13 protein-coding genes are annotated in these 13,175 nt (G+C 40.2%); 4 read left to right on the plus strand and 9 right to left on the minus strand.

Translation table 11 applies throughout. From position 1 onward, the window contains the following. Nucleotides 1-9: 9 nt before the first annotated feature. The 3 genes from hutG to hutC form a co-directional block, all read right to left on the minus strand. Nucleotides 10-1,008: a formimidoylglutamase gene (gene hutG / locus FIV01_RS06605; RefSeq protein WP_152430288.1), complete on the minus strand. Its 999-nt coding sequence runs from the start codon at nt 1,006-1,008 to the stop codon at nt 10-12. Next, nucleotides 1,001-2,248: an imidazolonepropionase gene (hutI, locus tag FIV01_RS06610; protein ID WP_415846719.1), complete on the minus strand. Its 1,248-nt coding sequence runs from the start codon at nt 2,246-2,248 to the stop codon at nt 1,001-1,003. Before hutI ends, hutG begins: the two co-directional genes overlap by 8 nt. Nucleotides 2,249-2,336: 88 nt before the next feature. Continuing rightward, nucleotides 2,337-3,050 carry a histidine utilization transcriptional repressor HutC gene (hutC, locus tag FIV01_RS06615; protein ID WP_152431675.1) on the minus strand — a complete coding sequence of 238 codons (714 nt, stop codon included), beginning with the start codon at nt 3,048-3,050 and terminating at the stop codon, nt 2,337-2,339. 202 nt (nt 3,051-3,252) lie between these two features. Between hutC and FIV01_RS06620 the strand changes: the two genes are divergently transcribed. After that, the gene (locus FIV01_RS06620; protein WP_152430289.1) at nt 3,253-3,996 is read left to right on the plus strand and encodes a sporulation protein; all 744 of its coding nucleotides are present in this window, start codon (nt 3,253-3,255) and stop codon (nt 3,994-3,996) included. On the opposite strand, the gene FIV01_RS06625 is transcribed toward FIV01_RS06620, so the two are convergent. The 3 genes from FIV01_RS06625 to FIV01_RS06635 all read right to left on the minus strand — a co-directional run bounded on the left by FIV01_RS06625 (nt 3,993) and on the right by FIV01_RS06635 (nt 6,419). Beyond that, on the minus strand, nt 3,993-4,988 hold the full coding sequence (locus FIV01_RS06625; protein ID WP_152430290.1) for a DUF3187 family protein: 996 nt from the start codon (nt 4,986-4,988) through the stop codon (nt 3,993-3,995). The two genes, FIV01_RS06620 and FIV01_RS06625, sit on opposite strands and share 4 nt — an antisense overlap. Nucleotides 4,989-5,130: 142 nt before the next feature. After that, nucleotides 5,131-5,598 (minus strand): ASCH domain-containing protein, encoded by a 468-nt coding sequence (locus tag FIV01_RS06630; RefSeq protein WP_152430291.1) that lies wholly within the window; start codon nt 5,596-5,598, stop codon nt 5,131-5,133. A gap of 47 nt (nt 5,599-5,645) precedes the next feature. Beyond that, the gene (locus FIV01_RS06635; RefSeq protein WP_152430292.1) at nt 5,646-6,419 is read right to left on the minus strand and encodes a nucleotidyltransferase family protein; all 774 of its coding nucleotides are present in this window, start codon (nt 6,417-6,419) and stop codon (nt 5,646-5,648) included. A 315-nt stretch (nt 6,420-6,734) separates the two neighbouring features. Here FIV01_RS06635 and FIV01_RS06640 point away from each other — a divergent pair, with 315 nt between their 5' ends. From FIV01_RS06640 to FIV01_RS06650, 3 genes are all read left to right on the plus strand, one after another. Continuing rightward, nucleotides 6,735-7,382, plus strand: coding sequence for a thiopurine S-methyltransferase (locus tag FIV01_RS06640; protein WP_152431676.1), 648 nt, complete (start codon nt 6,735-6,737; stop codon nt 7,380-7,382). A gap of 294 nt (nt 7,383-7,676) precedes the next feature. After that, on the plus strand, nt 7,677-9,446 hold the full coding sequence (locus FIV01_RS06645; protein ID WP_152430293.1) for an RICIN domain-containing protein: 1,770 nt from the start codon (nt 7,677-7,679) through the stop codon (nt 9,444-9,446). A 215-nt stretch (nt 9,447-9,661) separates the two neighbouring features. Beyond that, on the plus strand, nt 9,662-10,864 hold the full coding sequence (locus tag FIV01_RS06650; protein WP_152430294.1) for a cyclic di-GMP phosphodiesterase: 1,203 nt from the start codon (nt 9,662-9,664) through the stop codon (nt 10,862-10,864). A 45-nt stretch (nt 10,865-10,909) separates the two neighbouring features. Here FIV01_RS06650 and cdd read toward each other — a convergent pair whose 3' ends face one another. From cdd to FIV01_RS06665, 3 genes are all read right to left on the minus strand, one after another. Continuing rightward, nucleotides 10,910-11,797 carry a cytidine deaminase gene (gene cdd, locus FIV01_RS06655; protein ID WP_152430295.1) on the minus strand — a complete coding sequence of 296 codons (888 nt, stop codon included), beginning with the start codon at nt 11,795-11,797 and terminating at the stop codon, nt 10,910-10,912. A gap of 247 nt (nt 11,798-12,044) precedes the next feature. Further along, entirely contained in the window at nt 12,045-12,722 is a 678-nt protein-coding gene (locus tag FIV01_RS06660) for a CidB/LrgB family autolysis modulator (protein WP_152430296.1), read from the minus strand. Further along, nucleotides 12,722-13,087, minus strand: a complete 366-nt coding sequence (locus FIV01_RS06665) for a CidA/LrgA family protein (RefSeq protein WP_152430297.1) — start codon at nt 13,085-13,087, stop codon at nt 12,722-12,724. The genes FIV01_RS06660 and FIV01_RS06665 overlap by 1 nt, the downstream gene beginning before the upstream one ends. Nucleotides 13,088-13,175 lie beyond the last annotated feature (88 nt).

Genomic DNA, 13,175 nt, shown 5'->3' on the forward strand with positions numbered 1-13,175 from the left:
ATCTATTGGTTATTTTTCAGAAAAAGCGTTAGCTATGTCCCAACAAAGTCGTGCTGCAAGGCGAGCAGTTTGGCTGTCGACATCATAAGTAGGGTTGTATTCAGCAATATCAGCAATCACTAATTTTTTTTTGTAGTGTAAGATTCTGTCGAGGAACAGAGCCATTGTATCCATACTAACGCCTCTGGCAGCAGGTGCACTGACCCCTGGCGCTGTTGCTGCAGGAAATACATCGAGATCGATAGTGAGGTAGATGTAGTCACATTTGTCGATAAAGTGCTGCAACTGGGTAAGATGATAAATGTGGTTCAAGTGCGCTAGGTCTTTATCTTCGACAAACCATACGTTGAGGTCTTTGGCTCTTTCAAATAGGGCTTGAGTATTACTCGCACGGCTAACCCCTAAACATGCATAATGGAATGGCCAATTATTTTTGAGGCAATAATCATGAATCTGATTAAATGGAGTTCCTGAGCTAGGCTTGATGTCGGCGTTACTACTTTCGAAGGCTCTCAAGTCGAAGTGCGCATCGAAGTTGATTATGCCAATTTTAGGCGCTTTGGCAGGGTTAAGGTACTCAAAGTAGCGAGCGAGTCCGAGAAACGATGCCCAAGCAACTTCATGGCCGCCCCCCAATGTAATGACAGGTGTGGAGTGTAAAGCTGCGGCAATGACATCAGCACATTCCGATTGATATTGTTCGAGTAAATCGTCTTCACACACTATGTTACCAAGATCGATCACGGCACTTTCTTTATGCCATGCCATATTAGCTAATGCTCGTCGAATTAAATCTGGGGCTTTGCGGGCGCCAATACGTCCTTTATTACGAGCAACACCGGCATCACACGCAAATCCTAATATACTCACAGCATTACGGTAGGGCTCTAAATCTTTGACTTGCAGCTGCTTAATAATGTGGTGAACACGTTTGCCTAAAGCACCATCTTCTTGATCATGGCGACCCTGCCAATGAAACTCTTGATTTGTTATTGGTAGATTAGACATGATCAACTTCTCCATTAATGACTCGAGCTGACAGTCTTGCTATTCCTTGTTGATAGCTAAAATCTGCGGGATGTTCCACATCCCAAATGGCGAGGTCTGCGTCAAATCCATCACGGATCTGGCCTTTAACGTCTCCAAGCCCAAGTGCTTTTGCTGCATTACAGGTTACTCCGCGCAGCGTCTCTTCAGGTGTTAGCCCGAAAAGTGTACACCCCATATTCATCATCATAGTCAAATCTGAGAAAGGTGAGGTGCCTGGGTTCACATCAGTTGCAATCGCCATTGGAATCTTATGTTGACGCAAAAGCGCAATTGGAGGCAGTTGAGTTTCTCTTAAAAAGTAAAAAGCGCCGGGTAATAGAGTTGCTACAGTGTCGGAGTTGGCAAGAATTTCGACTCCTTCCTTGTCCAAGTATTCAATATGATCAGCCGATAGCCCCTTATATTGAGCTGTTAAAGCGGTTCCACCTAAGTTTGATAATTGTTCGGTATGACCTTTGACATCCAAACCATACTGTTTAGCTGCGATAAATACTTTTTCGGTTTGTTCTAAATTAAACCCAATAGATTCGCAGAATACATCGACACTGGATGCAAGTTTCTCTTCAGCCACTAGCGGAATAATTTCTTGGCATATGAGTTGGATATAATCATCGGCCTTACCTTGATATTCCGGTGGAATAGCATGGGCAGCAAGTAAAGTAGTGACTATGTTAATTTTACGATGACTCTGTAATGCTTTTGCGGCTCTCAGCATTTTTATTTCATCTATTAAAGTCAGCCCATATCCGGATTTGACTTCAACGGTAGTCACTCCTGAACGAATAAGCCCATCAAGACGAGGCAAAGCATACTCGACTAGTTCTTCTTGGGTAGCGTTTCGAGTGGCTTTGACCGTAGAAAGAATTCCACCGCCTTGTTTTGCTATGTCTGAGTAGGGGACGCCATTTAGGCGCATTTCAAACTCATTCGCACGATTTCCTGCGTAAACGAGGTGTGTGTGGCAATCAATAAAGCCGGGAGTGATGAGTTTGTTATTACAGTCGTAAGTTTTGATATTATGCGGGACATCGTTATTTGAAGTAATCAGCTTTCCCGACTTAATATATAACTCTGACGCAGGAGAAACATAATATCCTTGCTCACCTGCTATCATGGTGACTAGTCTAGCGTTGGTGAGTAACAGCTCTTGATGTTGCTTTTGAGATGTCGAGTTACCATGCATTTTATTGTCATCCATAAAATTAAATGTATATACAAATATATTCAGAACATAAAATAGTTCAAGAAGGTCATTAAAAAAGTGTGATCAAAAGATTTAAATTTTGTTAACTCAAGATGACTTTTGAACTCAACTTATAGCGAGTACCGGGGTGATATAAAAGTGCTGAGCTGACAAGTCGGTTGTCACTCCAAGTTCTTCTATTGAGTAATAAGCAGGGTTCATTGAGCCCCATTTTTAAAGCACTTCGGACATGATCACATGCAGCTATTGCTTCAACCGTGTGTTCTATTGCATTTAATGGACAGTTATCGGAAAGATACTCATTGGGGGTGATTTGAGTAAAATCTTGATCAAGGTACCCAGGAGCATAGACGCTGTTGACCCAACGCAACTCATATTGAATTGGTAAATCGTCTTCTAAATGAATAATCTCGCTATAGAAAACAGGGCTGTTCAACATAACGCCAAGCTTTGTTGCAACGGAGTCATCCGCACGTAATGCGATTTGCTGAAGCACTTTACTGGAGTATATTTTTCCTCGAACTTTGACTTCTTCTGCGATGTTTTGGATATCGAGTAAAGGTGACTCGGCTTTATCGTCCGAGGTACAAACGAAGGTACCAAGTCTAGGCTTTCTCTGAAGTTTACCTTCTGCTACTAGATCACGTACTGCTTTGTTGACTGTCATACGACTAACTTTGAATTGCTCAGTCAGCTCTAATTCTGTTGGAATACGATGTCCTACGGGCCATTGCGCAGATTCAATTTTATCACTGATGTACTGCTTTATTTGAAGGTATAAAGGTGACTGATTCATCATTTTATAGCTCAATCATATTTGACTATACAAATAGTGATTTATTTTTGAATTAATTGCAACTCTGGTTTCTATTTATCCATTGATGGATTGATTATATGAATTGAATTTCTTTCTGATATATCTGTTAAATAAATTACTTGCGGTAAGTTTTCTAAACATGATAATGAAAAATAACCATTATCATAAAAAAGGAAACACCATGTTTGGTCAGTTAAAAGCATCATTAGGTATTGGTGCTGCGAAGGTTGATACAGTTCTCGATAGTATGTCATATATGCAAGGCGATACTCTAAACGGGACAGTGCACATCCAAGGTGGGGACGTTGATCAACAGGTTGATGCAATTAATTTAAAACTTTGCACAGAAGTCAAAGTAGAAGGTGAAGAAGGCACGAGCTACCAGAACTTTACCTTAGGAACTTTACAGGCTGTACAGCCATTTACGATTCATGCTGGTGAAAATAAGCAAGTGCCCTTTCAGTTCAAGCTTGATCCTGAAACACCTATCACATCTCTGAATACAGTAAACAATCAATGCCATGTGTGGCTTGAAACCAGTCTTGATATTGACTTTGCTATTGACCCTAAAGATAGAGATTTTTTTGAAATCAACCCCTTACCTGTGGTTGCTAATCTCATTTCTTCAATTGAGAACTCGGGTTTTGCCATGGTTAAAGCTGATGTTGAAAAAGGATATTTAAATGGCGGTAACTTTTCATCAAAATCGGGCTGTTATCAAGAGATTGAATTTAGAAATAGTGGCATGATTAACAAAAAAGAAATAGAACTGTCCTTTATATTGGAGATGAACACTGTTCACTGTTTAGCCGAGGTTGATCGTTCTTTAAGTTTTCGTGGTGACCAGTATATTTCTTTTTCGCTAGATCGAAATGCAAGTCACTCAGACATACTTTCAGCAGTGAATCAAATTCTGTCAGTTTAAGGGTGCTCTGATAAGTTGTCGCCTCGGGAACCAAAACGGTAGCGATATCCAATACCGAATGCGATATCGGTACTGTTGTCCGCATTGAACATGTTTTCAATCGCCGTAAACTCTATCGAGGAGCTCTCCATTTGGTAACGATAGCCAAAAGTAAACTCAGTTGAGGGTTTGGAAAATTCATCGTTGCCACTTGACACGCCTTCATGTATTGCAAGTTGTCCAATCAAGTGGTGATTTTCGAATATCTTATATCGATAGCTGGTGCCAACCGTCCACGTGCTTGGTCGATAGGGCATTTCTTTGAACACGGTTGGTGTATCTCGGTATGTAAATGCAAATATGGCATCCAGAGAGTGTTTGTTCCGGCGATATCCATAGTTAAACTGGATGGCTTGCTCAAATTCTGAAGAGGAAAAAATACCGTGATGAGTATTGTTGTAATACAGCGATATCCCCACAGACAAGCCATGATGCTCTTTGGCTGTAATTTGATATTGTACATAACTTGTCAAAGCGTGACTTAAGCTCTCGCCGCGAAAGTCTTCAAGTTCAATCCCATACTCTGGTATATCGATAATGAACTGATCATTGTTGACATCTTCACGGCCATTTTGGTCAATGTTAAACCAATCATGAAACGAGATGGTAAGGCGATCCAGATGGTTATTTCCGGCGTAGTTCCATCGGTAATTCATTTCAAACTGCCACTCTTGGTGAGGTTGCCACTTTCCACCAATCGCTATTTGATTTTGGTAATAATCGAGCTTGTACTCTGGTGTTACTGCCCAGATACTTGAGATGGTTCCTGTTCCGAACAACTCCACTTGGCTTTTGTCCATCGAAAAGCCTGACCGAATCTGCGGAGAGAGGCTGTTGGTATGAAATGGAGACTGGGTGTAACTTTGTACTGGACCGTAATCAATGTTTGACGCGTGCCCATAATATGCCAGTACTGCAAGAAGAAAAAAGCAAAACGCCTTTATGCCATTCATGTGACCTGTTCTAATTCTTATTCTACTTCTATAAGATTAGTGTAGCTTGCTGACGTTTTCTTATTTGTTTTATTTATCTTAATAGTCGAACTATCAGTAAAGCTAATTAACTTTGTGCTTTAACGATGGGAAGACAGTCTATTCACAGCGGATATACTTTTTCAAACCGCTCTAATACAAGCTCTGATTCTGGCGTAAAGTTAGCTCCTACTTCTTTTGCATAGTTTGTGAAAAACTCAATATGTGCATCATGCCACCATTGATAACTTAGATCTCCTTCACCCTCTAGGCGCGCAAACTCTTCCGTCACTTGATTGAAAGGACAAATAGAAACGTCGGTTAGTTTGATAATGCAAACTGGCTCTTGATGCCAATTTAACACAATACCCAATCTCCCGACTTCTGGTAGGGGGTCACCTTCGATATCGTATCCTTCTTTAAGGCTACATGATGCTGTTTTTATGCCTTGGTTGATGAGTTTTGCGCACTGATTTGCGTTATACTCATCAGCACAAAAATGTTCAGCAATGGTGTCTGTTCTTGTTTCACGTTGGTCGCTTGGAAGAGAGGCGAGATATTGATCAAGAAATGCTTCCTGTTGCGGTGTCATGTACTGTTCCTTTTTTTTAACAACTAAAATACAGTGTGTTGATTAAGTTAAGCAGCACTTAGATGAGTAGTGATATATGGCTGCCATGCATTTTGATAGAGCGCTTTGGACTCAGTTCTCATAGAGCGAATTTGCGCTAATTCGAATTCACTCAAGGTGCGATTTTGAAGTGTCGCTTGACGCTCAATCGTTTGGATACTTTCATAAAGGTCATGTTCTGGCCCGTTCTTTACATCAGCAATTGCTTTTAGGTGCAACTGTACTTCTGCAATCAGATTGGTTTTAGGTAACTGAACGAGTATGTTTAGGTCGCGATACCCTGATGCAGTTGGATTTTTAAACCGGTTTTTAGTTTTGACTATGGTTGTTTCGCGGTTAAGTACCTCATAAAGAGAGATCAAACCTTCAATATCATCAGCCACTAAGGTGGCTCTGGCGAGATCTGTGATTCTATCCACTTGCCCATCGAGTTCTAAGGCTATCTTTTCACTTGCCCGATGAGAAGATTTAACCCCTGAAAAATAGGCTTGTGTAGAGGTCAGCATTGCCGCACTTTTACAGATCATTTCAAGTTCAGCTTGAGCTTGATGAGCTTTGCTATACAGAATATCGAAGTCACTGTAAGGTTGAATTGGTGTGGTCGATGTTGTTTGAATGCTGTATAAACCACTTAGGTTGTGCTTGAACGCTTTTGAGCAAACTTGGTTTTGATCAGTTGAGCAATTTCCCTCTACATTGGATTCGGCTTGAACGGTGGCGAAGGCGGGTGCACGGCTGAGCATTAAAAGCATCAGTGCAGTTGTTCGCAGAAATAGGCTCATTGACTCTCCTTAGATTCATAGCTGCTTGGACATAAGGGAAGGAAAAAGGTTAACGTCTCCAAAAAGCATTTATCCTATATATCTAGATGTGGTGTCAGTGTGACAAAAACAATGAATGCTCAAAGTGTTAGTGCAATTAGTAGAACTAAGTCACACTTAATATTAATTGCTTACGCCAACACATTCCATTTAACGTACCACAAGTATAATCGTCCAACCTGAACCTAATCTGAACAGATGATGCAGCAAAATAAGTACCGCTGCATAAGAGTTTAAGATAGGCTAAGGAGGTAGAAAATCATGAGAGGAAAGAGGATGAAAGATCCAGAGTTTTGGCATAGTCGATGGGCGGCAAATAAAATTGGTTTTCATCTACAAGATGTCAATCCGTTGCTTGTTGAGTTCTGGCCAGCGACTAACCCAAATCGATCTGATCGAGTGTTTGTGCCTTTGTGTGGTAAAACTGAAGATTTAGTATGGCTTGCTACTAAACATACACATATTCAGGGCGTTGAATTAAGTGAAATTGCAGTCCGTTCTTTTTTTGCAGAGCACTTCTACACACCTATGGTGACGTCAGTCAATGGCCAGCACGATTTATATCAATTTGATGAGCTATCCATTTATACTGGCGACATTTTTACTGCTCCAATAGAGCCAGCGGATATCATTTACGATCGCGCAGCCTTAGTAGCATTGCCTGAGTCAATGAGGCTTGAGTATGCAGAGCGGATAAAAGGCCTACTCAAAATCGGGGGCCGACTACTGCTGATTACTACCGAATACGAACAGGAAGAAATGTTGGGTCCACCTTTTTCAGTCACGGAACATGAGGTAAAAACACTGTTTTCAGAATTTAAAATCTCAAAGCTTCACAGAGATGAAGCCGAATTATCACACCCAAGAGTTGTAAAACATGGACTTTCTAGGTTTGCTGAAGAAGTGTATTTAATAGAAAGTTAAAACTTGAGTTTTGTCAAATGAGTCATAAAACTCTATGGCTCACTTGAAAGTTCATTCGTTAAAAAGAAAAATATCGTTAAATCCAAAGATTAAACTATGCGTAGCGACTAATTTTTTCTAATATAATATAGTATATACAATTCCTTACACTGTTCATCGGAATGAATAATCTATATTTTTATAATAATATAGATTTTTTCGTATGTGATCTAAGATGTTAAATAATTGTTGATGGATGTTTTTTTCTAAGTATATTTTTGACTGAAACAGCAATGTATATTAGAGAAAACAGTGATGATTAAATATCTTAACCAAATTATTATACTAATTATGTTAGTGTTTTCTACTCATCAGGCCCATTCCAAAGACGATAAGAATAGTCTTGATATAGATAGGTGCACTCTATTTGGATATGAAAATGAGTATCCAGATCAATGTAGCTATTATTTCCTTGATTTAGCCAACATTTCTTCTATTGAAAGACAAATATTTACGAACAAGATATTAGGTGTTGGCTTTAGCTCTCCGTATACCCTAATTACAAGCCCAAAAAACATAAGTCTTCGCCAAATATATATAATGGAAGAAAGAGATTTAGATTATATTTTTAGCATTGTCAATAAAAGAGTTCACAAGATATCAAAAATAGAACGAGTAAGCACAAACGTTAACAATTCGCAAATTATAGAATTTGCATTTCATCGACGGTTTTCTATTGGTAGAGATGGTAAAGGACATACAAACTTAAAATTTAAAGTTAGATACTATAGAAAATCTCCATACTTTTATAAGTTTGGTGACAAAGATAAATTTGTCGAAATTATATTAGATGAAGGTGCTGGGCTTAATATGGGAGATGAAGAGGATATCTATGCATCTTGGAAAAAAAATAGTCATACCAGTTATGTTTACCGAGAGTATATAGATTCAGCAAGTATTGACATTAGAATTAATGAGAGTGAGCGGTTAGATAATGGTGATATTTATCTGAATGATCTCGAGCCAAAGATGCAAGACCAGACAGATACTCGGATAGAAAAAGAAACGACCTCTTCCATAAAGCTTGGGTTGGGTCTCGCTCCAAAACTACCGATTCAAAACATTGAATATCGTCTTACTAACAAATATCAAATCAATAGTAGTAAACAATTTGGCTTAAAAACCGAAGCTCACAGAGATGGATACCAGCTTAAATATCTCAATAATACTTACGGATCGCATTTAAATCCTGAAGAAGGATTTTGTAGTTTGGGTACGGCAGATGGTTGGTGTTGGGATTGGGCTACATCAATGGATAAGCCATGGGATTTCAGTAAGCTTAAAGATAGGAATCCACTTTCTTTACAGGGTTTACGTCCCGACTTTGTGGCTAAAATTGCGGCCAAATCTCAGGTGACAGGTTTTTCAACTATTAATATCCGATCAAAAGTAAATACACTTGCTTTGTTTGGTCAAAATCGTATGTTTCTTGGTCGGAGATACATCATTTCTAATGAATTATTTTCATCAGGTAGGCATCATAGTTGGAGAGAAGATCGTAATTTTGAACAACGAGAATACAGCGACGACTTCACGATATTGGTAGATTGGGATAGTCCATGGTTTCTTGGGAGTGACGCTGTAACAATTAAATCTGTCTACTTGAGTCAAGACGATGCTATGTGTCTGACGGTTGAACCAAATTACCATCTGTCATTTAAGCGATGTGTCGAAGGAAGTAAGTCGCAAGCCTTTGTTTATGATCAAGAGAAACGTTATCGTAGTGTTGCCGATCTTGGACTCTGTCTTGATACGTCAGATGAACAGCTCAGTCTGAGTGATCAGTGCAGTGATGATTATGCTCCCAATACTCAGGTGTGGTATTGGGAAGAGCCTGATCGATTTACTAACGATGTCTTGTTTACCATCAATGCAGATCAGTCAATCAGCTTAATCGATGCATCTCAGGGTGAGCCAAGTGTACTCAAGGTAAATTATGATGAAGCTAAGCCTAACGGGACACAGTTCACTAGTCGATTTGCTGACTTTGGTACCGCTACCTGTTTGTGCAGCACCATTGAATAACAAATAGTAGGTGAGACAGCAAAAGCGAACGATTCAAACTCAATAGATAAGTATTTTTTGGGTTTGTATTTTACATGCATATAATTCATGCCACCTATGCGCCTCTGGTTTTCCTGTACCAATGGAATCACGTTAACTTTCCAGTGACTGAAATAAATTGAGTTTATAATTTAAATTATATTTATATCATTACTATCGATTGGTGAAGTGACTTCATGAAGTTTGACCCTGATAACTCGATAAAGATCCCCATTAAAACGCTTACTGTTGGGATGTTTGTAACCGCGATCGAAGATAGTGAGCGTGTGCATCTTGCCAATGCCGGAAGGGTGTCGTCAAAGAAAGCAATTCAACAGTTAGAAAGTAGTGGGATTAAATTCGCTTGGGTGGATCAGAGCCTTTCTATTGAAGGTAGTGTATTTAAACCAGTTGGTGATGAGTTGTCCGATAATATTCCTCGCATGGTAACAACGGCGAAACGCAAGTTATCGAGTCGCAAGGTAAGACAGTCGACAGCCGCTAAGATAATCCGTGACGCAAAAGAATTAGCTAATAAGCTTTTGCATGATACTTTTGATGATACTGCGCTTATTGTTCCTGATCTTGAACGTTGGGCTGAAGACTTGATTAGTGAAGCGCTCGACGATACGGATGCGCTTCATTGTGTGTCTGCGCTAAGAAACAAGGATGAGTATCTACTTGAGCACTCAGTTAATGTCGCTACCTTGCTAGTGACATTTGGTAAGTTTTTAGAGTTACCGAGTGATATGCTCAAGGAGATGGCGATAGGCGGTATTATCCATGATGTTGGTAAAATAAAAGTTGATGATAAGGTTTTACATAAAAAAGGAAAACTAACGCTGGAAGAGTTTGAGCATATGAAGCTTCACCAAGTGTATGCCGAACAAATTATTTCCGAAGTGGCAGGGATCAGCCCCATCAGTCGTGATGTTTGTTTGATGCACCATGAAAAGCTTGATGGAAAAGGCTATCCCAATGGGCTGAAAGGAGACGAAATCCCGCTGCATGGCCGCATGAGTTGCATTGTGGATATATATGATGCTCTGACTGCCGACCGATGTTACAAAGAAGGCATGAGTTCGGCTGATGCATTCAAGGTTTTACTTTCTCTGACCCCTTTTCACCTCGACAAAGACTTGGTTTATAAGTTCATAAACTGCGTTGGCATATATCCTGTTGGTGCGATTGTTGAGTTAAACGATGGAAAAGTTGGAATCGTGTGGACATCGAATATGAGTGATTCTTTAAAACCTGAAGTGAAGTGCTTTTACTCGCGCAAGTATAAAAGATTTATTGATGTTAAGTTCATTGACTTAAAGGATAAGCGTTACAGGATCGAGAAGGCAATCGCACCATGCGATTTGGAGATTGATGCCAGATCATTCTTTGATGTTTGATTAATTAGACAAAGGTGGTTTTTATCCACCTCTATCCTCAATATATTAAAGGCTTATATAGCTTAATGGAATGTCGGGATCGATAGTGTCCAAAGTAGATTGTGTCGTATCTAAATGACTGCACGAACCATCCAGTTTTTCTGCCAATGCAACGGATTCTATCTGACTAAACGACTTTCCATCTAGTAGGAGCTGACAAAGAGCGACTTGAAGCGGGGGCAAGCTAGGATTGAAAGCGGCATTCTCAGCGTAGGCACCTTGGTAAATTTTGCCATCTTTGATCTTGATGCTGACTCCACTATGATTCTTTGTGTATGGTGCGTAGCTTTTATTTAGCGCAGCAACCGCCGATGCAATCATTTCATCATTGTGTTCAGATACAAGTTGGTGATCAGTGTCAGCCATTAAACCAGAAGTCACGCCAAGATCTGCGGGACCAAAAGAATCTGGCAAATAGCTGTGAAGTGGTTTCTCACTGAGAGCTGGTAGCTGAATCATAAGCCTATCAGCGGTGATCAGTTCATTCATAAACTGGCGGCAATGACCGCACGGGCTAAAGTTAATGGTGATATCTAAAATGCCTTTCTCACCCTTCATCCATGCATGGCTGATGGCAGATTGTTCAGCGTGTACGGTCTGGCCAAGTTGAGTTCCTGAAATTTCAAGGTTTGCGCCGAAATATAAACGTCCAGATAAGCCTCGAGCAATCGCGCCAACATAAAAATTTGATATCGAAGCATGAGCATAGGCAGCGGCAAAAGGGAGTAAAGCGACTCTCAAGTCTTGATCAGCAAGCCCTGATAAATCCATAAGCTTAGAATATTGTTCTGTTGATAGAGTAGCATCAAAGTTTTCAGCCAATAGAATAGGAGATAGGAAGTCTGCGATGCTTGCAGGTGTTTCTGCCAGTGCATGTTCAATGCGGCTTCTCATTAATAAATCCTTGTGATGACATTGTTAAACATCTCGGTGCCACACGCTCTTTATCAATGTGGCGAACTTTGATGCGGCAGACCATTTTATGCCAAGAGGAGAATTTTACTGTGATAAAGATCGACATTGAAAGTGTAATATATATGTAAATTACACTATTTGAGTGATCTCACACAGGGTAACGATTGCGCAAATATAAACAATGTTTGATTTGAGATTAATACAATTTAAAGATTCTTAACCAAATCTATGCCGCTAGCCATATCGCTAGTGCAAAAAATACCGGTGAGATAATAGATGTTATGACACCCGATAGAACCAAGGCTAGGGAACTAAAAGCGGCATCCTGACCATCTTTTTCAGCGCAGGTTGCGGTGCCAAGTGCATGAGATACCGTGCCCATTGTAAGCCCTTTCGCAATAGGGTGAGTAATGTTAAGAAGCTCATAGATGGGGTAGGCACAAATGGCTCCAAATAAACCCGCTAACATAACTAAGATCGCGGCGATAGATGGCTCTCCACCAAGATGACTTGAAATTTCCATTGCGATAGGAGTGGTGACTGATTTGCCAAGTAAACTGGCAACTAGACTCAGATCAGCTTTCAGGTAGGAAGCAATAAGCGTAGTCGTAAACATAGACATAGCGCTGCCAACAATACATGACAGCATAATAATACGCCAATTAGAACGTATCTGAGGTAGCTGCTCATATAAAGGGTAAGCGAGTGCGACTACAGCAGGTTGAAGTAGATAGTTAATCCATTGATTGCCTTCATAGTAAGTATCAAAAGGCACATTGAAATAAATAAGGCAAGGTATGATAACAACAAGACTGATCAATAGTGGGTTCATCAATGGATTTCTTAGCTTTTGGCTAATCCATCGGGCTGAGAAAAATACGATCAAGGTTAAGATTAGCCACATTATTTGTTGCCCTTTTTGAGTACGCGATCCAGCATCAAGCCCAATGTGATGAGCACAATAAAACTACCGCCAACAACACTGGCGAGTACAGCAAATGCATTGGTATAAAGCATATCGAAATGTTCCATCAAACCAACACTCACTGGGACAAATAGCAGCACCATATAGCGAATGAACAAAGTGGCACTAGGGCGTACCCATTCAGAGGGAACGACTCCACTACTGAGAAGTACGAAAAGAATTAGCATGCCTATAATGCTGCTGGGTATGGAAGCACCAAGCAGGGATTGAACCTGGTTGCCTATGAGCAAGCACAGTAAGATTAACCCCATGGATACGACATATTTGAGAATTGTTGCTGTCATGATGAGCCCGCCTAACAATTACAACTTAACTATAAACACAAATACACCAGAGGCTGTTGTCTAGTGCATTTGCTGATTTTGCATGCCT

Source organism: Vibrio aquimaris (assembly GCF_009363415.1).
In the GTDB taxonomy this organism is placed as follows: domain Bacteria; phylum Pseudomonadota; class Gammaproteobacteria; order Enterobacterales; family Vibrionaceae; genus Vibrio; species Vibrio aquimaris.